A 26,570-nucleotide genomic window follows, 5' to 3' on the forward strand; every position below is an offset into this window, starting at 1 on the left:
GCGCCCATTGTGCAATATTCCCCACTGCTGCCTCCCGTAGGAGTCTGGGCCGTATCTCAGTCCCAATGTGGCCGGTCACCCTCTCAGGCCGGCTACCCGTCAACGCCTTGGTGGGCCGTCACCCCGCCAACAAGCTGATAGGACGCGACCCCATCCCATGCCGCAAAAGCCTTTCCCACACCCCCATGCAGGGGCGCGGAGCATCCGGCATTACCACCCGTTTCCAGGAGCTATTCCGGTGCATGGGGCAGGTTGGTCACGCATTACTCACCCGTTCGCCACTCTCACCCCGGCAGCAAGCTGCCAGGGATCCCGTTCGACTTGCATGTGTTAAGCACGCCGCCAGCGTTCATCCTGAGCCAGAATCGAACCCTCCACAAAAAACATTCATGGAGACATCCAACAGATGACTCACAAAAGAAAAAGACGGACCATCCAATAAGGAAGGACGGTCACACAAAAACCCCGACACCCATCAAACCCCCTCGGGTACCACACGGGCGGGCATCGGACTGGCAATCAAAGACCACCACACAACCAACACGAAGTCAGTCGCATGATGAAGTAGTACAGTACACACTATTGAGTTCTCAAACCACCACACACACCCACAACCCGACCAGTCAACCAGACCAGCAAGCCGTGAGCGGCAGCAAGAAGAAAACTTACACCACCCCAAACCAAAACACAAACCCACACCACCAAAACCCAACAAACACAACCCCTCCACGGCGTGTCACAAACCACCACAACCACACCCCAACCCGTCCAGTCCACCCACGCTACGCCCCACCCCAGCGAACGTCACCGGCGCCAACCTCACCAGCCGCGTTCACTCAGCCGGGCCCAGCGAACACCTCGGGCACGAACCGCGCAGGTCATGTTCGCCCGGGCGGCCCCCAGCGAACATCAGCGGGAAGGAACGCACCGGCGGGTATCGGAAACGGCGAAAATCAGGGCGCGACACGCCGAAGAGGCCATCGGATTTGGCAAATCGGCGACCATCGGGTAAGTTTACTTCTCGGCCCGGGCGGTTGGCGCAGTGGTAGCGCACTTCCCTGACACGGAAGGGGTCACAAGTTCGAATCTTGTATCGCCCACGAAACCGGTTTCCGGTTGTCTTTGCGGACATAGCTTAGTTGGTAAAGCGCGACCTTGCCAAGGTCGAGACCGCGGGTTCGAGTCCCGTTGTCCGCTCCACCACAAGCCCCCATTCGGGGGCTTTTCTCATATCCGGAACCGGCCGCCAGTCGCCCCCCCCCTCATTCTTCCCGCATCGCCACATGGCAGAACTGCGGAACCTTGTACCACTTGACCGGGTAGCCGGCGCCGTGCACGCAGAACACCGAATTGGGCGTATGCTCCAGGTCGGCTTCCGGATCGTAGCCGCTCTCCTCCACCACTTCGGCTTCGTTGTGGCATGCGCGGTACCCGGCGAAGGTCAGTGCCAGCCGTCCGCGTCCGTGCGAGTAGGCATGCACGTCCATCGCATAGTCGCGCATCGCGCTGACCGGTGCCACGCCTTCCAAGATCGCGTAGTCGCCGTCGGTCCGCGGCGCCTCGCTTTCGCCGCTCATCCGCTGCACGTCGCTCATCGCGCGACCGATCGATTCCTGCGGCAGCTCAAGACGGAACCGATACCACGGTTCGAGTAGCCTGCAGTTGCCGACTCCCCTGATGCGAGCGCCGCGACGACTAACACCCTCCGCACCGTCCGTACCAACACCATCGCCATCTCCCTCATCCTCGCGCACGTCGCCGCCGAAGCGGCGCGCCACATCGAGTTCGGTACAATCGGTCGGCACGCCGGCGCGCGATTCCATCAGTCCCATGCGCAGCGCGCGGTACGTCGCCTGCCTGAAATCACCGCCTTCGGTGTGCTTGAGATGGCCGCGTCCGCCGATGATCGTGATGCGCATGTCAGTGATCGGCGCGCCGACGAGCACGCCGAGATGTTCACGTTCGCGCAGATGCTGGAGGATGAGCCGCTGCCAGTTGCGGTCGAGTTCGTTTTCGCTCACGTCGCTGGCGAACTGCAGTCCCGCGCCCGCTTCGAGCGGTTCGAGCAGCAGATGCACTTCAGCGTAGTGGCGCAGCGGTTCGAAATGCCCGACGCCTTCGACCGGCGCGCCGATCGTCTCCTTGTACAGGATTGACCCTTCGCCGAATCCGACGTCGAGTCCGAAACGGTCGTGCATGAGCTGTTCGATGACTTCGAGCTGCACGGCGCCCATGAGCTGCACGTGCGCCTCCTGCAGCCGTTCCTGCCAGACGACGTGCAGCAGCGGCTCCTCGTCCTCGAGTTCGCGCAGCGCGAGCAGGCATCGGTGCACATCGTTGTCACCGGGCAGCAGCGTGTACGTGAGCACGGGCTGCAGCGTCGGGTCGCCCGCGTCCTCTTCGATGCCGAATCCCTCCCCCGGGAACGTGCGTTCGGGTCCGCTCACCGCGCACACGGTGCCTGCGGGCGCCGTGTCCGTCGTCGTGCTTTTCGCGCCGGACACGCTGCGCACCTCGTCGACCTTCTCGCCGTCCGCGTCGCCGTCCTTCGCCGGCAGCACCATCTTCGCCTTCAATTCGCCGCCGGTCACCTTCATCCAGCTCAGTCGTCGACCCTGCGCGTCGTGGGAGATCTTGAACACGCGCGCGCCGAAGCGCTGCGGATACCGCGGCTGGCGCGCGTAGTGCGCGAAGCCGCCGAGCAATGCGTCGACGCCGTCCATGTGCAGCGCGGCGCCTTGGTAGACGGGGAACACGCGACGCGCGGCGATGAGCTCGCGGATGAGTTCGACATCGACGACGCCGGTTTCGAGATATGCGTCCATCGCGCGTTCGCTCTGCATCGCGATGTCCTCGAAGCTCTGCGCAGCCAATGCGCCGACATCCTCGGCATCTGCGGGCGTGAAGTCGATGCAGCCGTCACCGAAGCGACTGCGCAGCTGCGCGAGCGTGCGCTCCACATCGGCGCCGGTCGCATCGCTTTTGTTGATGAAGACGAAGGTCGGCACCTCGTACTGTCCGAGCAGGCGGAACAACGTCTGTGTGTGCCCCTGGATGCCGTCGACGGCGGAAACGACGAGGATCGCATAGTCGAGCACCTGCAATGTGCGTTCGGTCTCGGCGGAGAAATCGACGTGCCCGGGCGTGTCGAGCAATGTGAGTTCGAGGTCGCCGTCCGTGATGATCGCCGGCTCCGTGTAGATCGTGATGCCGCGGGCGCGTTCGATCGCGTTCGTATCGAGGAACGCGTCGCCGTGGTCGACACGGCCGAGCCTGCGCGTCACACCGGACGCGTACAGCAGCGCCTCGGACAGCGTCGTCTTGCCCGCGTCCACATGGGCGACGACGCCCGCCACGATTCGTTTCATCCGCGTTCCTTCCATTCATGCCGCGTTCCGCGCGCCCGCCACATGATTCGCCGATCGTATCTGCATAGTCGATTGCGCAAATCAACAGTCGATTGTATGACGACGGCACGCCGCCGGCGTCATCACGCACCTGTGAACAGGCCGACGTGCAGCGTGTACAGCAGCCCGCACATGCCGCCCACAACGATGACGGCGAACAGCGCGCGCTCCTTCACGCTGAACAGCGCGCGCAATCCGACATCCGGAGCATGCTGGCGACGCGCGAGCGTGAAGATTGGCAATCCAGCGGCGAACAACGCGCAGGCGACCATCAGATATTCGAGACCGGCCGCGTAGACGAGGAACAGCGAGAACAGCGAGCCGAGTACGCCGGTCGTCAGGGCGCGCCGACGAGTGACGTCGGCGTGCGCGTCGAACAACGCGCGCTCGCGCACGGCAACCTTCCACAGATACAGGCAGCACAGCAGATAGCACGGCATCGACATGACCGACGTGATTGAGATCATCACGTTCCATGCGTCGCCGCGTACGAAACGGCACAGGATGAACAGCAGCTGGCATGTGCAGGCCGTCAGCAGGATGCCGCCCTTCGGCGCGCCGTGCTGGTTCGTCGTCAGGAACGCGCGCGGCCAGATGCCGTCGCGCGCGCCGAACAGCGGCATCTGGCTGATCATCAGCATCCACACGAGCCATGCGAACAGGACGCTGACGATGACGCCGACGTTGACCATGACGGCACCCCACATGCCGAAACGCTGTTCCATGATCATCGACATCGACGGATTCGCCATGCCGGCGATGCGCTGCTGCCCGTAGACGCCGAGCGGCAGCATCGACACGAGGAAATACAGGACGAGCACGGCGAGGTAGCCGGCGACAGTCGCGCGTGACACGGCCTTCGGCGATCGCGCGCTGCCGGAGACGACGACGGCGCCCTCCATGCCTATGAACAGCCACAGCGTCACGAGCATCGAATCACGCATCTGCGCGAACAGGTCGGAGGCGTGGAACGCGAGCGCCGTGCCGTCGGGCGCCTGCCCCCAGAAGTCGGCGCGCATTATCGCGGGGTTGAACACGGCGCACAGCGCGACGATGAAGACGACGACCGGCACGATCTTGCATATCGTGCCGACGACGTTGATGGCGGTGCCAGTGCGTGTGCCGAGCATCGCAACGGCCGTCATGATCCACAGGATCGCCGACGCGCCGATGATCGAGGCCGTGTTGTTGCCATCGGTGAAGACGCCGGGCATGAAGACGTCGAGCGTCGACATGATGAGTACGCCGTACGCGACGATCGAGAAGCAGTTGCACAGCCAGTACCCGTAGCCGACGAGGAATCCGATGAATCTGCCGAATCCCTGACGCGCGTAGGTGTACAGGCCATCCTTGAGTTCGGGTTTGATTTCGGTGAGCGTGCGGAAGGTGTCGACGATGAACCACATGCCGACGCCGGTGACGGCCCATGCGAGCAGCTGGCCGCCAGCCCCGGCGCGCGCGGCCATGTTCTGCGGGAGGCTGAAGACGCCGCCGCCGACCATCGCGGAGATGACGAGCGCGAACAGTCCGAGGAATCCGACCGATCCCGCCGATCCGCTCGCGTGTTCGGTGTCCTTGTGCATGTCCCGGTGCATGTTCCGCGCCCCGCGTTTCCTTCGACGACCGTTGTTACGCCGCCATCGTAGTGCATCGCGGGACGTTATGCCGACGGCGGGCGCGCAATCGCCGCCGGCGCGCGCCGTCAGTCGTCGACGACGATCTTCATGCGGTCGAAGGCGGCCTTCGCCGCATCCTCGGAGGCGTTGCCTTCCAGGAGGACGACGGTCGCGCTGTCCTTGACCTTGACGACGTAGTTGTGTTCGGTCGCGTCGTCGACGGCTTCCTGCCAGAAGATGAAGTCGTTGCCGTTGCGTTCGCCTTCGTTGAGGATCTCGGCGGTGTCGTCGCCGTCGATCTGCTCACGGTAGAGTTCGTAGCCCTCCTCATGCAGGAACGAGCCCTCGAAGATCTCCTCGCCGTCCTTCGTGACCTCGAAGGGCACCTTGCCGGTGATGTCGTAGCCGTCGGTGACATCGAGCGTGACCTTGATCGCGTCGCCGGTGTCGACGTTGAAGGTGTATGACTTGTCCGCGTGCGCCTTGACGCCGCACGCCCCCATCGTGACGACGACCGCCGCTGCCGCGCACATCGCCGCGATCCTCTTCGCGATCGTTCCGCCTGTGATACGCATCCCTCTGTCTTCCTTTCCTTGACGTCATGGACGTGCGGCCGCTCACGTCCGCGCATTCCGGCGTCGCGGGAGGCCACCGTGCCACCCTACGGCACGGCGCGCGCCTTGCGCCGCCGCGATTCCATCGCGTGGGCACCGCCCGTCCTCATCGCGGACACGTTCGCCCGTCGTGTCACCTATGTCGACGACGTCGCCGACTTCTGCGCCGTCATCTTCCGACGCTTCGCGCGGAGACGACTGAAGACAATCGCGGCGACGAGCAGCACGAGGAAGACGACGACGGCGACGGCCGCGGCGATGAGCCGTCCGTCCTTCTGCGTCGACGCCGGCGCTATCTTCGCCGGGATCGGCTCGCGCACGCCCGTCACGAGCAGCCTGTGCGAGTTGACGCCGAGCGGCGTGCAGGTGACGAGCGTGATCGTCGCCGGACCGTCGCGGTATCGCGAGCGCAGTTCGCGCAACGTCGATTCCATCTGCTCAGGGCGGATCGTGCGGATGTCGCTGACGCGGTAGCCTTGTTCGCCGCCGAGCACGTCCATGTAGAAGACGCCGCCCTTGCGCAGTTCGCCGAGCCGCGTGAACAGCATGCCCTGCACGCCTCCCGAATGCGCGGCGAGCACCGAGTAGGTGTGATCGTCGCCGATCGGCATTGCCGTGCCGTAGATGTGCCCGGCGCCTTCGTCGAGCACATCGTCAAGCGTCGTGTGATAGACGGGGATGTCCACCGAGATCTTCGGGATGAGCAGGCGCGCCATGCCGCCGCGTCCGTCCACGTTGAGCGTGTGCCGGTAGTCCATGTCGAGCGTTTCGACGGCCACGCCTTCCTCGTTTTCGGCGTCCGCCGGGATGCGGCCGTTGAATCGCGTTCCGAGCACGGCGTTGTAGCGTTGCGCGCGCTTGTAGGCGCCCTGACGGCTTTCGTCGGGCCATGTCGCCGGAGCGGATGCGATGTTGGCGGCCGCCTCGCGCGCGAGCATGTCGTTGTGCACGAGCGCGCCGACGACCCAGGCGAGCAAAAGCGCGGCGATGATGTAGCACACCCATCCGGCGATCGCGAAGGCTGCCGTGACCGGGTCGCGTCTGTCGAGGTCACGCCGGATACGCGGCGCGAAGGGAGCGCCGTGCCGCGCGCTACAGTGCCGTTCCCGTCGTCCCATCATCTGCTCCCGTCCGGTCGTCATATGTTGCCGCCGTGCTCCCCACTGTAGCTGCCGCGGCCACTGTAAGCTTCACGCAGCCGTCTGTGCAGCTGACCTGCACAGACGACCTATGCAGCCAATGCAAGGGAAACGGCCCCTCGCAGCGACCCTCGAAAGAGAGGTCGTGCACGAGGGGCCGTCCCGGCGTTTCTGGTAATCGGCTGACTCATGCGTGCTCACGCATGCCGGTCAGCTCTCCGACGCCGCTCGGCTCACGCCCTGTTGCGGCGCATGCGTGCCACGATGAGGCAGACGGCGCCGATGAGCGCGAGCGCGACGACGACGGCGAGCACGATCGTGATCTCACCGCCGGTCTTCGCGAAGTCGGAGGCGTTCGTCGTGTTCTCGACGCGGATCGTCGAACCTTCGAAGCGGGTCGTCGTGACCTGCGTCGTCGTGCCGTCGGCGGCGGTCTTCATCGTCGTGCCGGTCACGACGGTGCCGTTGAGCACGCCGGAGTCGGAGGAGTCAACGAAGTTCGTGAAGTCGGCGCCGCTTGTCGCATTGCCATTGATCTTGTAGGCGACGCCTGTCATCGTGTTCGCCGTGTACTGCGGCGTGACGGTGAGCGTGAACGTGACCGGCGTCTTGCCGAGGATGTAGCCGGTAGGCGCCTTCTGCTCGGTGAAGGTGTAGGTCGTCGGGGCGGTCGAATCGCCGCCGAGGCCGACGAGTTCGACCGATGACGTGTTCGACGTGATCTGGTTCGCGTTCGCGCGCGTTGACGTCGGGTCGACGCTGTAGACGGAGCCGTCGGCGTTCACGTCGAAGTTCACAGGGTTGCCGTTCGTGTCGGTCACGGCGAACACGGCGCCGGAGAGCACTGTCGCCGGCGTGGCGTACTTGATCTTCTGCAGCGGCAGGGCGGCAACGTAGATGTTCTTCGTGTCGTCGGCGCTGCCGTTGCCGTGCCGCGAGCTGTCGGAGGGGCTGTTCGAGAAGTTGACGCTCGCCTTGTTCGTCGTCGTGTCGACCGTCACGTCGGTGACGACGCCGGTGTAGGTGACCTTGATCGAGTCGCCGCTCAGATCAACCGGCTTGGTCAACGTGACGGTGAACCCACCGCCGTCGGTCGGCGTGACCGTATAGTCGGTGTCCTTCGTGAGCGTCGTGGTCTCCGGGGTCGAGCCGTCGGTCTTCGTTGCCGTCACCTTGATCGAATCAATCGCGAGCGTCAGGTTCGTCGGCGCATCGGTGATCGAGAACTTCGGGTTCGTCCAGTTCGTGTATTCGTCGTAGTTCGGCACGTTCGTCGTGATCGTGAACGTGCGTTCCGACTTGGCGCGGGCGAGCTCGTCCTTGATGGCCTTGCCGTCGGCGTCGGTGACGTCCTTGCCGACCACGACCTTTTCGGCCTTGAGGTAGAGCTCACCGAGGTCGTAGGTCGTTGCCGGCGTCGTGGACGTGTCCTCGACCTGATTGATCACCGTACCGTCGGCGCTGTATGCCGTGCCGGTGACCATCGCGCGCGCGATGGTCGATTGGGACTGCGCCGTCGTGGAGGCTTCGGTGATCAGATAGAGGCCTTCGGCCGGGAGGTTCGTGAAGACGACCTTGTCGTCGGAGGTGCCTGTCACCGTTGCGCTCGGGGTCGTGAGCTTGCCGGCTGCGGCCTGCGCGAAGCGGCGCATGAGCGGCTGGTTGGCGTGCGTGTTGCCGTACGCATCGGTGCCGCTGCCGTAGAAGTAGCGCGAGACGAACTGCAGCGGCGTGAGGTTGGCCGCGTTCCCCTTGAACGTGCAGGAGGTGGCGCTCCCGCTGCCGGTGCAGCTCATGACGTCCTTGAGCGTCGAGTCCAGATTGATGCCGGCCACGGACTGGTTGATCCATCCCATGACGTCGCTGTCGCTCACGCTGTTGGCGTTTTTGAGACTGTAGCCGCTGATTGCCGTCTTCGCGGCGTTGAGCGTCACATCTTCGTAAGAGCCGAGTTCGTAGGCGTTGAATGTGCGTCCGTTGACCGATGGGGCGATCATGTTGTTGCCGTTGACGGCCGTAGGCGAATTGATCGTGATCTGAGCCGCCCCGTCATCGGCGGCATAGGCGGTCGAAGCCGTCACGGCTCCGACCGCGAGCATCGCGGCGGCCGCGACGATTGCGGCGGCCGACCTTGCCATTGAATGAGTGTTCATCATGCACCGACTTTCTTCCCGTTATCACTACAGGGTTTCCTCGGCAAATGATGGCCACTCGGCCGTGCGGATTTCTCGTCATCCCCCCGCGGCCTCGCAACGCACACCTTCCGGTGATTCCCATGGTGTCTCCGATGGAGTTCCATCGTTGATTCCAATCGTAGGGAGGTTTGCGTCGGTTTGGGAAACTTGCGGCGGGAGAACAAACTCACCTATTCCGCCGAAAAAACGGCACGATTTCGCCGTTTTCTCACCTGTGGGTGGAATCTGCGGGCACTGTCCGGACATTTCGTCGTCCGGTATCTGATAACGCTGAAGCGTGTCCTCGCGCGCCCCAGAGCACGAGTACGCAAACGGCGAATCACGGCACACGTGCGCCGATTTTCTGCTCCTGCGGCCACGCGCGCACGGCCCGGATATGCGGGCTATGCGGACGGCGGCCCGCATGCACGCCCCCCATCGGGCATGCGCGCGGACCGCCGTCTTGTGGTGGCGATCAGGGCTCAGGCCTTGCTCACCTCGGCCTTGAGGACGTCGCCTTCCTCGAGCTTCATCGATGTGGCGAGCGTCTCGGACGTGATGAGGTCCTTGAACGCCTCGACCTTCGCGACATCGTCCTTCGGCACGCTCAGCGTCAGGTCGATGCGGTCGGTCACGTCGAGTCCGGCGGCCTTGCGCGCGTCCTGCACGGCGCGGATGACGTCGCGCGCGTAGCCTTCAGCGATGAGCGCGTCGTCGAGCGCGAGGTCGAGGATGACGAATCCGCCCGACGGCAGGATCGACGACGCCGAGTTGGCGCGTTCGGACGCGTCCGCCTCCTCGACGCGGCGCGTGATGTCGTATTCGTCGCCCTGCAGCGTGATCTCACCGTCCGGCGTCTCGATGACCGGGTCGCCGGTCTTCGGATCAGCATGCCATGCGCCGCTCTTCGACGCCTTGATTGCGAACTGCACCTGCTTGCCTAGACGCGGGCCAGCGGCGCGCGCGTTGACTTTGAGCTCCTCGACGATCTTGAGGCCGTGTTCGGCCGCCTCGTCGAGCATCAGGTAGTCGATCGCCTTGATGTTGAGCTCGCTCTTGAGCAGCGCGTCGTAGACGTCGACCTGCGACGGTTCATCGACGACGACGGTCAGTTTCGCGAGCGGCTGGCGCACGCGCATCTTGTTGGCCTTGCGCAGCGACAGCGTCGACGAGACGATCTCGCGCACCTTGTCCATCGCGGCGACGAGCGGGCCGTTCTCCTGCAGCACGCGGCCGAGCTCGGTGTCGGCGCCGGTATCCGGGTTGGTCAGGTACGGCCAGTCGCCCAGATGCACCGATTCACCGCCGGTCAGGCCGCGCCACACGGCTTCGGCCTCCATCGGCGCGAGCGGCGCGAGCACACGCATGAACGCCTCAAGGGCCGTATACAGCGTGTTGAACGCGTTCTCGTCCTCGTTCCAGAACCGGTCGCGCGAATTGCGGATGTACCAGTTCGTCAGCATGTCGATGTAGTCGGCGACCGCATCGCAGGCGTCGGAGATCGCGAAGGCGTCCATGTCGCGGGTCACGTCGGCGATGAGCTGGCGCGTGCGGGCGAGCAGGTAGCGGTCCATCTGCTCAAGTCCTTCGACCTCGTCGGCGCGCACGCGGCGCGCGTCGTAGCCGTTGCCGTCGTTCGCGGCGTTCGCATACAGCGTGAAGAAGTAGTACGAGCTCCACACCGGCAGCATGATCTGGCGGACCGTGTCTCGGATGCCTTCGGAGGTGACGATGAGGTTGCCGCCGCGCAGGATCGGCGAGCTCATCAGGAACCAGCGCATCGCATCGGATCCGTACTTGTTGAACACGCCGTTGACGTCCGGGTAGTTGCGCAGGTGCTTGCTCATCTTCTGGCCGTCGTCGCCGAGCACGATGCCATGGCAGATGACGTTCTTGAACGCAGGCTTGTCGAACAGCGCCGTCGCCATGACGTGCAGCAGGTAGAACCAGCCGCGCGTCTGACCGATGTACTCGACGATGAAGTCGGACGGGAAGTGGTGCTCGAAGTACTCCTTGTTCTCGAAGGGGTAATGGAACTGCGCGAAGGGCATCGAACCGGATTCGAACCAGCAGTCGAGCACGTCGGTGATGCGGTGCATCGTCGACTTACCGGTCGGGTCGTCCGGATTCGGACGCGTCAGGTTGTCGATCCACGGGCGGTGCATGTTGATGTTGCCGTCGTTGTCGCGCGGATAGTCGCCGAAGTCGCGCTTGAGCTCGTCGAGCGAGCCGTAGACGTCGACACGCGGGTACTTCGGGTCGTCGCTCACCCACACCGGGATCGGCGAACCCCAGAAGCGGTTGCGCGAGATCGACCAGTCGCGGGCATTCGACAGCCACTTGCCGAACTGGCCGTCCTTGACGTTCTCCGGGATCCAGTTGATCTGCTGGTTGAGTTCGAGCAGGCGCGGCTTGATCTTCGTCACGCTCACGAACCAGCTCGAGACCGGCTTGTAGATCAGCGGCGTGCCGCAACGCCAGCAGTGCGGGTACGAATGCACGTAGCTCTTCTCCTGGAACAGCAGCGCGCGCTCGTTCTCCGGGCGCTCGGCGAGCGGTCCGTCGCCGGCGCGCAGGTTGCGCAGGATCGGCAGGTTCGCGTCGAAGACGAAGAGCCCTTCGTAGTCCGGGCACAGCGACGTGAAGCGGCATGCGGCGTCGAGCACGTCGACACTCTTGATGTCGTGCGCGTTGAGCGTGTTCATATCGTCCTCGCCGTAGGGCGCCTGATGCACGAGGCCGGTGCCTTCGGTCGTGTCGACGTAATCGGCGGTGAGGATCTGGTACGCGTTCGGTCCCGGCGTGCCACCCTCGCCGGTCGCGGCCGCGTCGGCGAAGTACGGGAAGATCGGATAGTAACGCCAGCCGACCATGTCGCGGCCCTTGAGCTCGCGCACGACCTCGTAGTCCTCGCCGAGCTCCTTGTTGTAGGAACCGAGCAGCGCCTTCGCGAAGTAGAACTTCTTGCCGGCGAACTCGCCTTCCTTCGGAGCGACCTCGACGTAGTCGATGTCGTCGCCGACAACGACGGCGAAATTGGTCGGCAGCGTCCACGGCGTCGTCGTCCAGATGACGGCGTAGGCGTCGTCCTCGTCGCGCAGCTTGAGCGCGACCGAGACGGTCGTGTCCTGACGGTCCTGGTAGACGTCGGCGTCCATGCGCAGCTCATGTGCCGAAAGCGGCGTCTGATCCTTCGGGCAGTACGGCAGCACGCGGTAGCCCTTGTATGCCAGTCCCTTGTCGTACAGCGTCTTGAACGCCCACATCACCGACTCCATGTACGGGATGTCGAGCGTCTTGTAGCCGTGCTCGAAGTCGACCCAGCGCGCCTGACGGTGCACGTAGTCACGCCATTCGTTCACGTATTTGAGCACGGAGGCGCGGCAGGCGTCGTTGAACTTGTCGATGCCCATCTTCTCGATCTGGTCGACCGAGTCGATGCCGAGCTCCTTCTGCGCCTCTAGTTCGGCGGGCAGGCCGTGCGTGTCCCATCCGAAGACACGGTTGACGCGGCGTCCCCTCATCGTCTCGTAGCGCGGCACGACGTCCTTCGCATAGCCGGTCAGCAGATGGCCGTAGTGCGGCAGGCCGTTCGCGAAGGGCGGGCCGTCGAAGAACACGAACTCGTTGTCGCTGTTCTCACCGGAGGGATTCTCATCGATGGATTTCTGGAAGGTGTCGTTCGTGTCCCAGTACTGCAGCACGTCCTCTTCGAGCTGGGGAAAATCCGGGTTTGGCGCTACATTGGCGCTCTGTTCGCCGGCTGCTGCCTTGGGGTACACGTGCTTGGGTGTTTCGCTCACCGTTGCTCCTCGTTCTTGCAGACTTCAGTTGCCTGCGAGGACGATGGACGCCTGCGCGGCCATGCGCGTCGCGCGCACGTCCGTGGGGTCGCCACCGCGGTACCACCTCGCTTGCCGCATGCGCGACGCGTTCCGCGACGTGCCTGCGACCGCTTGATTCGGCTATGTCGGGCCGATCCCGTCGGTTCTACTGAGTCCTGCGCACGCGCCGGACCGTTCTTCCGAAGGCTCCCCGCTGATGACGGATCGTCGCCTGTCGTGTGTCACTATAACACCGACGTACAACACCGGCGCGCAATGCCGTATTCCCTTGCGAGATTCCATTGTGAGATTCCCTTATGAGATTTCATTGCGCGCCGGTGTCGTCTGTCATTCTGTCAGTGTCATCGTGACTGTGTCATCATGACCGTGTCATCATGACTGTGTCAGCATGACCGTGTCATCATGACCGTGTCATCATGACTGTGTCAGCATGACCGTGTCAGCATGACCGTGTCAGCATGACCGTGTCAGCATGACCGTGTCATCATGACCGTGTCATCATGACCGTGTCATCATGACTGTGTCAGCATGACTGTGCCGTCGGGGCTGCCCGACGGCACGCATGTCACTGCTGGGCGTCGTCGCCGTTGAGCTCGGCCTTGAGGCGGGCGAGTTCGTCGTCGACCGACGCGCTGCCGCCGGCGAGATACTTGTTCGCGAGTTCCTCCTCGCTCGCCTGCGTATTGAGTTCGGCTGTCGCGTTCGCCTCGTTGAGCATCTGGTCGGCCTTCGCCTCCATGCGGTCGAAGGCGGCCTGGCTGCGCGAGCTCTTCGCCGTGGACTCAGTGGCCTTGTTGACGGTGTTCTGCGCCTTCGCGACGGCGACCTTCGCGTGCACGGCGGCGCGGCGCGCCTGCAGCCCGTTGATGTCGTTGACGAGCTTGTCGTGCATCTGACGCATCTTCGCGGCGTTGTCCTCAGCGACCTGCGCGGCCTGCTCGAGCGACGGCAGCGTGCTCTCGTACTGCTGCTTGCGCGTGAGCAGCTGGCGGGCGTCGTCGTCGGCGCCGGCCTTGACGGCCGCCTTTGCCGCCGCCTCGTACTTCGCGATGTCGGCCTTGCATTCGTTGACCTGCTGACGCGCGCTCGTGGCCGCGGCCATGACGCCGGCGGTCTCCTTCTTGACGGCGGCGAGGTCCTCGTTGAGGTCGAGCAGCATCTGATCCACCATCTTCGCCGGATCCTCCGCCTTGTCGAGCAAAGCGTTGATGTTGGCGCGCATGATGTCGCCGAATCGTTTCAGGATAGCCATTATTGTTGTCCTTTCTGGTCGTCCTGACTATATTTTTTCAAAATCGGGTCCTCCGCCTCCTCAAGCGGGGTGTTGACCATGCGTTCCACGTACTGTTCGTGTTCGCGCCGGCGTTTGAGCACTATCCATACGATGATGCCGGCGATGACGAGCACACCGATGATGATGACGGCGATGATGACCCATCTGAGCACGTCGTTGGTCGTCGTCGTCTTCGTCATGATGCGGTCGGCCGTCGAGTCGAAGGTCTTGACGATCGCGTCGTCGGTGCTCAGTTTGGAGTACCAGTACTGGTCGAAGTACGCCCAGAAGATGTCGATCGCCTGCGCGTCCATCACCGTCGAGATGTCGCGTCCGTTGATGAGCACGCTGTGGCCCATCACGTTCTCAGAGTCCTTGTCGGCGAAGTAGACGAGCAGCAGCGTGTCCTGGTTGTCGATGTGCTGCTTGTACCAGTCGCGCGCCCAGTTCTCGCGCTGTTCGTCGTTCGTGAGGTCCGCGTTGTATTTCGCGAGCAGCACGTAAGGCTGGATGCCGGTCTTGTCGTAGAACGACTTGAGGCCGCGTCCGGTCGCGCGTACGTCCTCGACCCATCCGAGCTCGTCGTCGACGTCGTCGGCGTCGTAGGCGATGCCCGACTTGATCTTCTCGCGGTTGTAGGTGCTCGTCGGAATCGCACCGTCGGAGTCGTTCGAGCCGCCCGAGCATCCGAGGAAGCCGAGCAGCACGACGCAGACGATTGCGATGACGACGGCGACCGCCGTCAGCCAGCTTGGTCCCGATTTCGGGTTGCCCGCGCCGCCGGAGCCGGGGAACGGTCCGGAGCCTGAGCCGTACGAGCCGCCTGAGCCGTACGGGGTGCCCCCATATGGGGCGCCACTGTTGTATGCGCCACCGTTGTAGGCATCCCCGCCGTAGCCGGCGCCGGCCGGCTGCTGCGGCATGCGCATGCTGTCCTCGCTCATATGCGGCACTTCGACGCGCGAGCGTTCGCGCGCACGGCGCTCCTGACTCCTGCCATAGGCGACGCCGATGCCGAAGTTGATCAGATCCCCCAGATCAATGCCCGAACGATGCGGCGGATGATGGCCGTGTCCACGCGGCGCAGGTCCGCCGAAGCCACCGAAACCGCCGAAGCCTCCGAAATCGCCGCCTGTGTCCATGCCCGGGCGTCGTCCGGTGCCACGTGGGCCGTGCGAGCTTGCGCGCAGTCCGTCGTCATGGCTGCTTGCCGACGGTCCTGGACCGTCGCCGCTGCCCGGTCTTGGCATGGCCACCTCCTTCATGGGTTGCCTCTGGATGAGTCGTCTCCGACTGCCCTATCCTCGTTCAGCCGCCTCGCCTGACGCCCTCATCGACGCCGCCGACCGGCCGCATTGCGTACCAATATACGGCAGTTCGCCGCGGCGCGCCCGTGTCACGCGTCGTTTTGAGACCGAATCCGTCAGCGATGCAGACGAATCAGCGATCGATACGGACGAAATACGACAGACGAAATACAGACGAAGAGGCCATGCGCGGATACGCACGGCCTCTTCGTCATTCATGGTTCGATGTCTCGGTCAGCGGGTGACTTCGCGGTCCTCGAGTTCCGGATCCTCCCACTCGTTCGCGTTCTCGGGCTCCTCGGCGACCTCGGCGGCGCGCTCGGTCTTGGCGTCGCCTTCGGCCTTCTTCTCGGCGGACTTGAGCGCGACGCCCAGATCCTCGTGCGGCACGTCCTCGTTCGACTTGCCGGTGACCGGATCGGTGTACGGATGGTCGGTGTCGCGCACGATGTTCTCGAGGTTGTCGAGCTCGGTCGTGCCCATGTCGTCCAGATCGTCGCCGACGTTCTTCTTGTCCTGTGCCATGTCGTCTCCATTCGTGGGTCTTCCATGCGACGTCCTTCGCCGCAGCCGCTATCCTCAATATAACCGTTCGGTGCCGCGCCGCGCCGCGATTTTCCCCCATCGGGCGAATGATTCTCGTTTCATTGGAAATGCCATGTTTTTCATCGCCCGGCACCCACTTGCTCGGCGTCCCGCCCCGTCGCAAGACGTTGGATGAACGTGTAATGAAAACAGGTAGGGGCGCATGTCTCCTACCTGCTATGAACTTGGTTCACAAAGGGTTGGAATACCAACGATTGTGCGAGATTGGCCGTGGTGGTCACACCGTTTGGGAGGTCAGCGAGGCACCTCCTCCATGTTCTCCCACGTATTCGCCGTGTTGAACAGCAGCGATTCCTTGGCGTCGGTGCGCGTCTTCTCTTCCTTGAGCTCCTTGGCGTCCTCGTCGTCCTCGACGTGCTTGTCGAAGCCGTCGTCGGAGTTGCCGTCGGACTTGCCGTTCACCGGGTCGGTGTGCGGATGATCGGTCTCGTCGACGATCTCCTTGAGCGCGTCGATCTGTGCGGTGTCCAGAGCCTCGAGGCCCTCTTTCTTTTCTTCGTCTGCCATATGGGGCTCCTTCCTATCGATGGTCCGTCTTCGACGACGGTACCGTCCATCATAGGCGGATTCCGTCTCCGACGCGCGCAGCGAAAGCACCTTTTCCCAATAATTCCAAAAGCATAAGCGCTTCAGTAACTTCGGACCCGGACGACCGTTTCGCGCTCGCCGTCACGCCCTATGCACGCTCTAACGATGCTCGCGCAGATACTGCCGGTACCATTGACCTTCGTCTGACAGGTCGGATTCGATCGGGTCGCGCGCCTCGTTCGTCGCGAACAGCGCGCTGCCCTCATGCTTGTCGGACATGTTCCAGATGATGTACGAGACGTCGTACCTGTCGAGCATGTCGAGCCATGCGTCGGCGGATTTGACGTCCACGCCGCCGTCGCCGTTCGCTGCGGTCGCGCCGAATTCGCTGACGAATACCGGCGTGCCCGCCTTGATCGCGGCGACGACCTTGTCGCGCAGCCACTGGCCGTGGTCGGCGGCGTAGAAATGCACGGTGTGCATGACGTTGTCCACGCTGAGCGGATCGGCCGTCACCGCTTCGATGTCCTGGCACCAGTTCGGCGTGCCGACGAGCACGACGGCGTCCTTCGCCCGCGCGCGCACGACCGGGATCACCTGCTCGGCGTAGCGTTTGACCTGCGCCCACGTCGTGCCGCCGTTGGGCTCGTTGCAGATCTCGTAGAGCACGTTCGGCACGTCGGCGTATTCGTTGGCGATCTCACCGAAGAACTCCTTCGCCTCGTCGACGTGCATGTTCGGATCGTTGTCCGAGAGCGTATGCCAGTCGACAATGACGTACATGTCGTTCTTGACGGCCGCGTCGATGCCGTCGCGCACCGTCTTCTTGAGCTGCTCCTTGTTGCCATCGGTGCAGTAGCCGCCGCTTTCCGCGCAGTACATCGCGATGCGCGCGGCGTTGATGCCCCAGTCGCGTTTGAGATTTTCGAACAGATCGGCGTTCACGTACTGCGGATACCAGGCGATGCCATGCGTCGACACGCCGCGCAGCTGCATCGTCTTGCCGGCCGAATCAAGCAGTTTCGTGCCTTCGACGTGCAGCGGCGAGACCGTTGTCGTCTCCAGTTCGCCGGCGCTCATCGATGTCTCCGGCGTCGCCTGCCTTGTCTCGCCTTTGCCGCTCGGTGCCGTCGTGATCTCCGATTCGCCGCTCGGCTGCGGCTCCGTGTGCGTCGCAACGCCGCAGCCGGCAAGCAATGCCACGCAAGCCACCAACGTCACGACGGCCGATACCCATTTCCTCATCATCGTCTCGCTTCTCTTCGCGCTCTCACCACCACCGCGCAAGACGCCGCCGTCCCCTAAGACGCGGGCTCCCATTGCGGGCATGGTGTGCGCGATATGGACGACCGGCGCCCGGTGCACCGCTTCCCCGATGCGCCATGCGGGCGTATATGCGTTACGCTAACAAGCGCCCACGCATCCCCTGCCGCACTTTCAGCCCACGGCTGATATGGCTGATATACGAACAGGGCGCGTCGCACAGTGTCCTGTGCGACGCGCCCTGTCATACCCCATGCAAAGGCCCGTCGGCGATACGCCCGACGGTTCGGGAACGGTCAGTGGGTCTGGTGGGTTTCCTCGTCCTTGGCGATCTCGTTCTTGTCGCCCTTCTCGGCACGGGCGGACTCCCAGCCTTCCTTGGCATCCTTGAGCTTGTCGGCGAGCTGCGTGGCCGAATCCCTGATGCCCTCGAAGTCGTCCTTGTGCTCGTCGATGCGCTCCTTGATCTCCTCGAAGTTCTTCTTCATCTGCTCGGTCATGTCGGTCATGATAACCATCCTTCGTTGCGCGGTTGAATATTGCTGTCTTCCATTACAGCACGTCCGGCGCCTGTTCCGCACAATTGCGCAGTTAGGCGAATCGGCGCCCGCCGTCCCGCCGGACAATCAACGGCTCAGTCGGCGCACGTGTAGCGTTCGCGCAACCGTGCGAAGTCGGCGTCCGAGAGACCCACCTTCGCGCGCAGGAAGCCGACGAGGCCGCCGTAGCGCGCCGTCGCGCCGATGAACGCGTGAATGTAGGCGGGCGCCGCCGTCAGGAACTGGTTGACGTCGCCATCGAAACGCGCGCCGAGGACCTCTTCGAGCTTCTGCGCGAGCTTCGACGAGACATGCGGCATGAAACGGTTCGTCTCGAGGTAGTCGTCGACAATGAGCGTCTCACCGACGCCGAGCGAGGCGAGGATGAGCGCCGCGAGCGCACCCGTGCGGTCCTTGCCCTGCGTGCAGTGCCACAGCGTACCACCGTCCTCGTCGAGCAGATGACCAAAGCACTCCTTCCAGCAGTCGACCGCCATCGGCGAGGCGACCATCTGCGGGTACAGGCTTTCGATGAACATGCCCGGATCGGTGATGATCCCCCTGAGCTGCTTGCCGAGCTCCGCGCCCTCATCGAAGACCGGGATCGGCAGGTAGCGCCAATCGGGCAGCAGGCGATCCTCCTCCATATGGCGTTCCTGACGTGTGCGCAGATCGATGACGTTACGCACGCCGAGCCGGTCGAGCGTCGCGAGGTCGGCGTCGCTCGCCTTGTGCAGATTCGCCGAGCGCAACAGCATGCCGGGACGGATCCGGCGCCCGTCCTGCGTCAGGATGCCGCCCATGTCGCGAATATTGCTCACCCCTTCGAGCTCCAGCGGCTTCGAAATGATCCGCCAATCGCCGTCGTCGCGCTCGTTCTCGGATTCGACGTGATTGATCTGCTGGATGATACGCACTTCGTTCTCATGCATACCGCACCATCCTACGCGACCGCACCTGCGCGACACCGGCGCTGAGCCGAGAGGGAAGCACCCGTCGACGGAGGCGGCCGTCTCCGCGCGTCGCGCGGACACGGCCGCCTCCGTCGAAACGGCTGCACGCCAAGGTTCACTCGAGCTCGAGCGAACCGGTGTATAGCTGGTAGTATTCGCCCTTCTCGGCCATCAGCTCGTCATGCGAGCCGCGTTCGATGATGCGACCATGGTCGAGCACCATGATGACATCCGAGTTCCTGACCGTGGACAGGCGGTGCGCGATGACGAACACCGTGCGCCCCTTCATCAGGTTGTCCATGCCGGCCTGCACGACCTCCTCGGTGCGCGTGTCGATCGACGACGTCGCCTCATCGAGGATGAGCGCCGGCGGATCGGCAACGGCGGCGCGCGCGATCGAAATCAGCTGACGCTGCCCCTGCGACAGACCCGAGCCGTCGCCCGACAGCACCGTCTGATACCCGTCGGGCAGCATGCGGATGAACGAATCGGCGTTGACAAGCTTCGCGGCGGCGATGCACTCCTCGTCGGTCGCGTCAAGCTTGCCGTAGCGGATGTTGTCCATCACCGTACCGGTGAACAGGTTCACGTCCTGCAGCACGATGCCGAGCGAACGACGCAGATCCGGCTTCCGGATGCCCTTGACGTTGATGCCGTCATAGAGGATCATGCCCTCCTGCACATCGTAGAAACGGTTGATCAGGTTCGTGATCGTCGTCTTGCCGGCGCCGGTCGCGCCGACGAGCGCGATCTTCTGGCCCGGCTTGGCGAACCACGTGATGTCATGGAGCACCGGCTTGCTCGAATCGTAGCCGAAGGTCACATCGGTGAAGCGCACATCGCCGCGCAACAGCGTGAGCCTGCCGTCCGGCGACGTGACCGCTTCCTCATGCGCCTTCTGCCACACCTCATAGGCGCGTTCGCTGAGCTTCTTCGCGGCCTCGCGCGAACGCGTGCCGTCGTCCGAAGCCTCACGCTTCCACGCCCAATGGCCGGTCTTCTTCGACGTCTCCGTCATCGTACGACCATCCGAGGCGAGCTCGACGTTGACGAGCGTCACTGTGCCGTTGTCCTTCTCGGACGGCTCGTCCATCAGCGCGAAGATGCGCGACGCGCCCGCCAGCGCCATCATGACCATCGTCATCTGCTGCGAGACCTGGCCGATCGGGTTGACGAAGGACCTCGACAACGTCAGCAGCGAAATGATCGTGCCGATTGTGAACGCCGCGCCCGAGAAACTCAGGTTGCCCCAGTTGCCGAGCGCCGCGAGACCACCGAAGATCGCCGACAGCACATAGAGCAGATAGCCCATGTTGCCGACGACCGGCATCAGCACGTTGCCGTAGGTGTTCGCGCTCGCGCTCGCCTGGTAGAGCCGTTCGTTGCGCTCGTCGAAGTCCGCCTGCGTCGCATCCTCGTGGTTGAAGACCTTGATGACCTTCTGTCCGTTGACCGATTCCTCGACGAAGGCGTTCACGTCGCCGAGCTCCTGCTGCTGCACGACGAAGTAACGGCCGGAGCGGCTCACGATCACGCGGATCAGCAGCAACAGCAGCGCCGTGAACACGAGCACAAAGACCGTATACGGAATCGACAGATACAGCATCGAGATGAGTGCGGCGAGCGCGGAGACGCCCGAGGCGAACATCTGCGGCAGCGACTGGCTGATCGCCTGACGCAGCGTGTCGGTGTCATTCGTGTAACGGCTCATGACGTCGCCGTGCTCATGCGTATCGAAATAGGAGATCGGCAGCGTCTGCATATGCTCGAACATCTCGTCTCGGATCTGCTTCATGACGCCCTGTTCGACTCCGACGAGCAGATACGAGTACAGCCACGAGCAGAGGGTGCCAAGCGCGTAGAGGACGCCCATGAACAGCAACGCCTCGATGAGCGGCGCCCACGCCGGATTGCTTTCGCCGACGAGAGGCATGATGTAACGGTCGATCAGCGCCTGCAGGAAGAGCGCCGACCCGGCCTGTGAAATCGCGGACACGATGATCGCGATGATGATGAAGACCATGCGCGCCCGGTATGCGAACACGTATTTGAGCAGTCGCTTGAGCGTGCCCTTCTTCGCCTTCTGACGCGGCATGCCCTGCATGCCGTTCGCGTTCGGCTTGCGCGCGTCGTCGTTGAGTGTCTCCTTGTCGGTGACCTCAGTGCGCGCCGTCGTCGCTGCTGCTGCGCTCATCGTTCCTCACCTCCCTTGATCTGTGCGATGTCGTCCTTGATGTGTTCCTCGCGTATCCGTTCACGTTCCCGTTGCCGCGCGATGATGTCCGCGGTCGACGTGTCCTCGTCGTAGTCCTTGCGGTAGTCGCTGGCTTCCGCCTCCTCCTCGTGCAGGTCTTGCGATTCCTTGCCGAGATCGCGCTGTGTGTGCTGCTGCGTCTGCGACTCGTAGATGCTGCGGTATTCCTCGCAGCGTGCGAGCAGTTCGTCGTTCGTGCCCTGGTCGAGGATGCGTCCCTCGTGCATGACGACGATCTTGTCCGACTCCTCGACGGACGCCACACGCTGCGCGATGATGATCTTCGTCGTGTTCGGGATCTCGTGGTGGAACGCTTCGCGAATCAGCTTGTCTGTCTTCGTGTCCACCGCGGACGTCGAATCGTCGAGGATCAGGATCTTCGGCTTCTTCAGCAGCGCGCGGGCGATGCACAGACGCTGGCGCTGGCCGCCGGAGACGTTCGTACCACCCTGCTCGATGTACGTGTTGTATTTGTCGGGGAACTCCTGGATGAAGCCGTCGGCCTGCGCGAGTTCGCAGGCGTGGCGCAGTTCCTCGTCGGTCGCGTACGGGTTGCCCCAGCGCAGGTTCTCGGCGATTGTGCCAGCGAACAGCACGTTCTTCTGCAGCACCATCGCGACCTCGTCGCGCAACGCCTCGAGTTCGTAGTCGCGCACGTCAACGCCGCCGACCTTGAGTGCGCCGGACGTCACGTCGTACAGTCGCGCAATGAGCTGCACAAGCGACGACTTCGCCGAGCCGGTGCCGCCGACGATGCCGATCGTCTGCCCGGAGCGGATGTGCAGGTCGATGTCGTCGAGCACCGGACGCTCCGAATGTTCGGAGTAGCGGAAGCTCACATGGTCGAAGTCGATCGAGCCGTCGGCGACGGTCGTCACGGGTTCGGCGACCTCGCGGATCGTGCTCTCCTCGGTCAGCACGCCGCAGATGCGTTCGGCGGACGCACGCGAGATGATGACCATGACGAAGATCATCGACAGCATCATCATCGCCATCATGATCTGCATCGCATAGGTGACGAGCGCGGTCAGGTCGCCGGTCGTCAGACCGAACGCGGCGTTGTTGCCGGAGGCGACGATCTGACGGGCGCCGATCCACGCGATCGTGATCAGCGACGCGTACATGCAGACGTTGAACAGCGGCGAATTGATCGACAGCAGTTTCTCGGCCTTGCAGAACTGGTCATAGATTTTCTGAGAGATGCGCCCGAACTTCCTGTCCTCGAAGTCTTCGCGGTTGAAGGATTTGACGACGCGGATGCCCTGCAGGTTCTCGTCGACGACGTTGTTGAGCTCATCATAAGTGTGGAAGACGCGTTCGAAGATCGGATGGACGACGATGATCAGGCCGAACAGACCGACCGCAAGCACCGGAATGCACGCGAGGAACACCATCGAGATCTGCGGGCTGATACGGAACGCGAAGATCCAGGCGACGACGAGCATGACGGGCGCGCGCATACCGACGCGGATGATCATCTGATAGGCGTTCTGCACGTTTGTCACGTCGGTCGTCAGTCGCGTGATGATCGAACCGGTCGAGAAACGGTCGATGTTCGCGAAACTGAACTCCTGCACCTTCCTGAACTCATCGTGACGCAGATTCTTCGCGAAACCGGAGGACGCGACCGCCGCGTACCTACCGGAGAGGAAGCCCGCGCCCAGCGAAACGGCGGCGCAGCAGATCAGAATCAGGCCGTACTTCCAGATGTCGGGCATCGATTTGCCGGTGATGCCCTTGTCGATGAGCACGGCGATGACCGACGGGATCAGGATCTCGATGATGGCCTCGACGATGACGAACAGCGGCGAGAGGATGCTCGCCTTCTTGTATTCTCGCAGCGATTTGCCGAGCGTGCGGATCACATGCTTCTTGCTCGGCGGCCGCTGCGGCTGCTGCGACGACGCCGGCCGCTTCGTGGCGGCGTCGGCCGTGGTGGCGGTTGCGCTCACTGCTGCACTCCTTTCTTCTTCGGTGATTTCTGTGACTTTGGTGATTGGCATTGATGTGGTCGGGACGATCGAGATGCCTAAACCGCTTCATCCGGTTCGGAGGGCCGTTGCGGACACGGACCGGCGGGCGCCACGTGCGTGGGTGCGCGATCGCCGTCCTCTCGGCCCTTGGAGTCGCCCTGCGGCTGCGCGGATGCACATCCCGACGTCTCCCTGCCGACCAATCCGGTGGCATACAGGTTGGCCTTCATTCGTTCGAGGTCGGTGAGGAAACGCCGCTGCTCATCATCGGAGAAGCCTTCGAACAGCGTGCGTTCGAGCTGCCGCGAACGGCGTTGCAGCTCCTCGACGATGCCGCCGGCGGCAGGTGTGAGCTCGATCTTGCGCACGCGCGCGTCCCATTGGACGCCCGTACGGGTGATGAGTCCCTTCTTCTCCATCAGCGCGAGCACACGCGACGCCGTGGAACGTGTAATCGAGAACGCGCGTTCGATGTCGTATTGGAACACGTCCTCATTGCGGTGGTCGTGCAGATACAGGATGATCGGCATGTTCGTGCCTGAGCCAGTGGACTCCGGTGGCGTGACGACGTTCCAGTAGCGCGCGATGAGATGATGCACGGCGCGGATCTCCAGACTCGGCTTGAGCCACGTCTGCGCGTGCCCGCCGTCCGCATTCCCGATGACCACGATCCGCTTCCTTCCCTGCGTCGATTGCCGATGGTGCAGCCGACCGTCGCTGCGCATTGTCGCGTGCATCGATCCGTCGCTCGGCCAGTCTAGAACGTCCAGCATACAACTGTTGCAGATGCAATTGTTGTATGCCAACGGCGTAAGGACGGCGGGACGCGCGGTGGCGGCCTGTATGGATGTGCGCCACGCGCCCCATAGGGCCGCCCCGTGTCCCGTTTCATCAGCGGAATCGACGAACCTGGACGCAATCAGGACCGTCCGCGGGTCAGATCGTCGACGACATCGGCAAAACGGGACGCAGACGGGGTCGTTTGCGGGATGGTTCGTCGATCACGTCGACAAAACAGGACACAGACGGAGGCGGGTGCGGATCGCAAGATATGGGACGACCCGCGCAGCTCGGCGGGAGATGCGCGGGTCGGCGTCGGAATCAGTCATCCGCGACAATGCGCGGACAGGAAGTTCACTTCACTTCGTTTTCGGAGATGAAGGTCAGGAAGTCCTCGGCCTGCGTGCGCAGCGCCTCCTGATCGGCGGAGGTCATCGCCCAGTCGCCGGTCTGCACGGCCTCAGCCGGGACGGACAGGCCGACCTCGACCGGGAAGAGACGCATGCCGGCATCCTCAAGCAGGTCGCCGACCATGATGCGCGGGTGGAGCTCCTCGAAGCCGCCGACACCGGAGATCGCGACCGGCTTCTGGTTGAGCACGTTCTCGCCTTCCTCGTCCTTCGTGGACGGCAGCGACAGCCAGTCGAAGAGGTTGCGCAGCGAATCCGGGATCGTCTTCTTGTACTCGGAGACGACGACCCAGACGGCATCCGCGTTGCCGAGCTTGTCACGCACGGCGAGCGCGGCCTCCGGCAGCGGGTACTCCGGGGATTCGCCGGCGAGCGGCAGATCCTCGTAGTCGAGGGTGATCGTCTCGGCGCGATCGCCGACGATGCTCATGATCTCCTTGGCGAGGTCCGCCTCGAACGAACCGTCGGTGAGCGAAGTCTCGACGAATGCAATGGTTGGCTTATCTGCCATGGTGTCCTCCTATTGGTGGTTCAGGCACGGAACACGTGCGGCGCGCGCCGCCGCTTCCGTCTTGCTGAGTACCATCTTCGTGCCGCCGACGATGTTTGGGAACCGGAAATAGCCACCGGTGAACAAATGCGGCGCACGGTATGCGGAAGGTGGGCGCTGCGCACGCTCACGCACCGCGCATCAGTCGCTCGAGGGGTCACGCAGACGTTCGTCGAGCGCCGCCACGAGATCCCCGTAGCCCTCCTCGGCCATCCTCCCGCGCGGCACGAACCGCAACGACGCAGAATTCATGCAATACCGCAGGCCGCCGCGCTCACGTGGACCATCCGTGAACACATGTCCCAAATGGCTGTTGGAGTGCACGGCCCGCACTTCGACGCGTGGATGCAGCGGCAGACTGTCATCCCTGACGCCGCGCACCGCATCCTGACTGATCGGCGCGCTGAACGACGGCCAGCCGCATCCGGAATCGAATTTGTCGGTGGAGAAGAACAGCGGTTCGCCGCTGACGCGGTCCACATAGATGCCGGGATCGAACAGGCGGTCGTATGCGTTGGCGAACGGCGGTTCGGTGGCGGAGCGCTGCGTGACGGCGTATTGCTCCGGCGTGAGTTCCCAGATGCGCTCGATGTAACGCTGACGCTCCCGCATATGGTTGATCGCATCCATCGGGATATGGCAATATCCATTTGGATTGACGAGCAGATAGTCCTGATGCTCGGGCTCCGCAGGTGTGAAATCGCGCAGTTCCTCGATCTCGACGGCCGGGGTCTCTCCCACCCGCCGCCCGAGGTCCTTCAACGCCTGTTCATACACCGCACGCTGTTCGTCTGCGTCTTCGCCGGACGGATACAGGCCGGAACGGTACTGCCGGCCGACGTCATTGCCCTGACGGTCGACGCTGAACGGATCGATGACGTCAAGGAACAACAGCGTCAGCGTCCGCAAGCTCACCCGGGTCGGATCGAAATCGATGCGCACGGTCTCGACGGCATCGGTCGCCCCGGAGCACACCTGACGGTAGGTGGGGTTCGGCGTGCGCGACTGCGCATATCCCACCGCCGTGTCGACGACCCCATCGACGTTCTGCATGGCGCGCTCAAGCCCCCAGAAGCATCCTCCGGCCATGTACGCCGTCTGCGTTCCGACTCGCGGCGTAGCCTCCTCTTGCCCGGTACGGCCCACCGGCTCTCCCTCTCCCGCGGCCACGTGCGGCGCGCCGGCGACATCCTGCGAACCATAAGCCGTGCCACGTATGGGATCGATGTACTGCTCCTTCGTCATCATCCGCTCCTTCGACGCTATCCACAATTACGACAATCACAAATTGCCATACACAGCGTACGCACGCGCGATGCAAGACGCCGACGGCACAAAA

Annotated in this window: 18 protein-coding genes, 2 tRNA genes and 1 rRNA gene; 2 read left to right on the forward strand and 19 right to left on the reverse strand. The window is 63.5% G+C overall.

The genetic code is table 11. The features are described from left to right. Nucleotides 1-381 (reverse strand): 16S ribosomal RNA (locus CGZ88_RS04355); the annotation flags it as partial. A gap of 647 nt (nt 382-1,028) precedes the next feature. Here CGZ88_RS04355 and CGZ88_RS04365 point away from each other — a divergent pair. Continuing rightward, a tRNA-Val gene (locus CGZ88_RS04365) sits at nt 1,029-1,100 on the forward strand. Between the two features lie 24 nt (nt 1,101-1,124). Next, nucleotides 1,125-1,200 (forward strand) — tRNA-Gly (locus tag CGZ88_RS04370). Between the two features lie 62 nt (nt 1,201-1,262). Here the strand turns inward: CGZ88_RS04370 and CGZ88_RS04375 are convergent. The 18 genes from CGZ88_RS04375 to msrB form a co-directional block, all read right to left on the reverse strand. Then, the gene (locus CGZ88_RS04375) at nt 1,263-3,368 is read right to left on the reverse strand and encodes an elongation factor G (protein WP_101671198.1); all 2,106 of its coding nucleotides are present in this window, start codon (nt 3,366-3,368) and stop codon (nt 1,263-1,265) included. Nucleotides 3,369-3,490: 122 nt separating this feature from the next. Then, the gene (locus CGZ88_RS04380) at nt 3,491-4,990 is read right to left on the reverse strand and encodes a basic amino acid/polyamine antiporter (protein ID WP_243390068.1); all 1,500 of its coding nucleotides are present in this window, start codon (nt 4,988-4,990) and stop codon (nt 3,491-3,493) included. A 119-nt stretch (nt 4,991-5,109) separates the two neighbouring features. After that, complete coding sequence (locus CGZ88_RS04385) at nt 5,110-5,598, reverse strand: hypothetical protein (protein WP_024540490.1); 489 nt, start codon at nt 5,596-5,598, stop codon at nt 5,110-5,112. Nucleotides 5,599-5,774: 176 nt separating this feature from the next. Then, nucleotides 5,775-6,779 carry a class C sortase gene (locus CGZ88_RS04390; RefSeq protein WP_051198764.1) on the reverse strand — a complete coding sequence of 335 codons (1,005 nt, stop codon included), beginning with the start codon at nt 6,777-6,779 and terminating at the stop codon, nt 5,775-5,777. A 230-nt stretch (nt 6,780-7,009) separates the two neighbouring features. Continuing rightward, the gene (locus CGZ88_RS04395) at nt 7,010-8,914 is read right to left on the reverse strand and encodes a SpaA isopeptide-forming pilin-related protein (protein ID WP_101671200.1); all 1,905 of its coding nucleotides are present in this window, start codon (nt 8,912-8,914) and stop codon (nt 7,010-7,012) included. A gap of 518 nt (nt 8,915-9,432) precedes the next feature. Then, the gene (gene ileS, locus CGZ88_RS04400; RefSeq protein ID WP_101671201.1) at nt 9,433-12,753 is read right to left on the reverse strand and encodes a mupirocin-resistant isoleucine--tRNA ligase; all 3,321 of its coding nucleotides are present in this window, start codon (nt 12,751-12,753) and stop codon (nt 9,433-9,435) included. Between the two features lie 607 nt (nt 12,754-13,360). After that, nucleotides 13,361-14,047, reverse strand: a complete 687-nt coding sequence (locus CGZ88_RS04410) for a PspA/IM30 family protein (protein ID WP_101671203.1) — start codon at nt 14,045-14,047, stop codon at nt 13,361-13,363. Then, on the reverse strand, nt 14,047-15,318 hold the full coding sequence (locus tag CGZ88_RS04415) for a hypothetical protein (RefSeq protein ID WP_101671204.1): 1,272 nt from the start codon (nt 15,316-15,318) through the stop codon (nt 14,047-14,049). Before CGZ88_RS04415 ends, CGZ88_RS04410 begins: the two co-directional genes overlap by 1 nt. A 291-nt stretch (nt 15,319-15,609) precedes the next feature. Continuing rightward, the gene (locus tag CGZ88_RS04420; protein WP_026645588.1) at nt 15,610-15,900 is read right to left on the reverse strand and encodes a hypothetical protein; all 291 of its coding nucleotides are present in this window, start codon (nt 15,898-15,900) and stop codon (nt 15,610-15,612) included. Between the two features lie 315 nt (nt 15,901-16,215). After that, nucleotides 16,216-16,488: a hypothetical protein gene (locus CGZ88_RS04425; RefSeq protein ID WP_101671205.1), complete on the reverse strand. Its 273-nt coding sequence runs from the start codon at nt 16,486-16,488 to the stop codon at nt 16,216-16,218. Nucleotides 16,489-16,668: 180 nt separating this feature from the next. After that, complete coding sequence (locus tag CGZ88_RS04430) at nt 16,669-17,712, reverse strand: glycoside hydrolase family 5 protein (protein ID WP_165778707.1); 1,044 nt, start codon at nt 17,710-17,712, stop codon at nt 16,669-16,671. 356 nt (nt 17,713-18,068) lie between these two features. After that, on the reverse strand, nt 18,069-18,281 hold the full coding sequence (locus CGZ88_RS04435) for a hypothetical protein (RefSeq protein WP_026645590.1): 213 nt from the start codon (nt 18,279-18,281) through the stop codon (nt 18,069-18,071). Nucleotides 18,282-18,406: 125 nt separating this feature from the next. Next, nucleotides 18,407-19,243, reverse strand: coding sequence for a tyrosine-protein phosphatase (locus CGZ88_RS04440; protein ID WP_101671207.1), 837 nt, complete (start codon nt 19,241-19,243; stop codon nt 18,407-18,409). A 136-nt stretch (nt 19,244-19,379) separates the two neighbouring features. Then, nucleotides 19,380-21,368, reverse strand: coding sequence for an ABC transporter ATP-binding protein (locus tag CGZ88_RS04445; protein WP_207761156.1), 1,989 nt, complete (start codon nt 21,366-21,368; stop codon nt 19,380-19,382). Between the two features lie 86 nt (nt 21,369-21,454). Further along, nucleotides 21,455-23,470: an ABC transporter ATP-binding protein gene (locus CGZ88_RS04450; protein ID WP_423734409.1), complete on the reverse strand. Its 2,016-nt coding sequence runs from the start codon at nt 23,468-23,470 to the stop codon at nt 21,455-21,457. Between the two features lie 77 nt (nt 23,471-23,547). Next, nucleotides 23,548-24,159 (reverse strand): MarR family winged helix-turn-helix transcriptional regulator, encoded by a 612-nt coding sequence (locus tag CGZ88_RS04455; protein ID WP_231371473.1) that lies wholly within the window; start codon nt 24,157-24,159, stop codon nt 23,548-23,550. 466 nt (nt 24,160-24,625) lie between these two features. Beyond that, nucleotides 24,626-25,192 (reverse strand): NADPH-dependent FMN reductase, encoded by a 567-nt coding sequence (locus tag CGZ88_RS04460; RefSeq protein ID WP_026645593.1) that lies wholly within the window; start codon nt 25,190-25,192, stop codon nt 24,626-24,628. 180 nt (nt 25,193-25,372) lie between these two features. Beyond that, nucleotides 25,373-26,320, reverse strand: coding sequence for a peptide-methionine (R)-S-oxide reductase MsrB (msrB, locus tag CGZ88_RS04465; RefSeq protein WP_051198769.1), 948 nt, complete (start codon nt 26,318-26,320; stop codon nt 25,373-25,375). Nucleotides 26,321-26,570: the final 250 nt, after the last annotated feature.

Source organism: Bifidobacterium anseris, from assembly GCF_002860345.1.
Taxonomy (GTDB): domain Bacteria; phylum Actinomycetota; class Actinomycetes; order Actinomycetales; family Bifidobacteriaceae; genus Bifidobacterium; species Bifidobacterium anseris.

What these genes read in the sequence shown, in the direction of transcription:
- CGZ88_RS04390 (WP_051198764.1), bottom strand. Translation starts at nt 6,779, where the DNA reads ATGACGACCGGACGGGAGCAGATGATGGGACGACGGGAACGGCACTGT.
- CGZ88_RS04395 (WP_101671200.1), bottom strand. Translation starts at nt 8,914, where the DNA reads ATGGCAAGGTCGGCCGCCGCAATCGTCGCGGCCGCCGCGATGCTCGCG.
- CGZ88_RS04460 (WP_026645593.1), bottom strand. Translation starts at nt 25,192, where the DNA reads ATGGCAGATAAGCCAACCATTGCATTCGTCGAGACTTCGCTCACCGAC.
- CGZ88_RS04420 (WP_026645588.1), bottom strand. Translation starts at nt 15,900, where the DNA reads ATGGCACAGGACAAGAAGAACGTCGGCGACGATCTGGACGACATGGGC.
- CGZ88_RS04415 (WP_101671204.1), bottom strand. Translation starts at nt 15,318, where the DNA reads ATGCCAAGACCGGGCAGCGGCGACGGTCCAGGACCGTCGGCAAGCAGC.
- CGZ88_RS04445 (WP_207761156.1), bottom strand. Translation starts at nt 21,368, where the DNA reads ATGCAGGGCATGCCGCGTCAGAAGGCGAAGAAGGGCACGCTCAAGCGA.
- CGZ88_RS04375 (WP_101671198.1), bottom strand. Translation starts at nt 3,368, where the DNA reads ATGAAACGAATCGTGGCGGGCGTCGTCGCCCATGTGGACGCGGGCAAG.
- CGZ88_RS04410 (WP_101671203.1), bottom strand. Translation starts at nt 14,047, where the DNA reads ATGGCTATCCTGAAACGATTCGGCGACATCATGCGCGCCAACATCAAC.
- msrB (WP_051198769.1), bottom strand. Translation starts at nt 26,320, where the DNA reads ATGGCCGGAGGATGCTTCTGGGGGCTTGAGCGCGCCATGCAGAACGTC.
- CGZ88_RS04380 (WP_243390068.1), bottom strand. Translation starts at nt 4,990, where the DNA reads ATGCACAAGGACACCGAACACGCGAGCGGATCGGCGGGATCGGTCGGA.
- CGZ88_RS04440 (WP_101671207.1), bottom strand. Translation starts at nt 19,243, where the DNA reads ATGCATGAGAACGAAGTGCGTATCATCCAGCAGATCAATCACGTCGAA.
- CGZ88_RS04425 (WP_101671205.1), bottom strand. Translation starts at nt 16,488, where the DNA reads ATGGCAGACGAAGAAAAGAAAGAGGGCCTCGAGGCTCTGGACACCGCA.
- CGZ88_RS04435 (WP_026645590.1), bottom strand. Translation starts at nt 18,281, where the DNA reads ATGACCGACATGACCGAGCAGATGAAGAAGAACTTCGAGGAGATCAAG.
- CGZ88_RS04385 (WP_024540490.1), bottom strand. Translation starts at nt 5,598, where the DNA reads ATGCGTATCACAGGCGGAACGATCGCGAAGAGGATCGCGGCGATGTGC.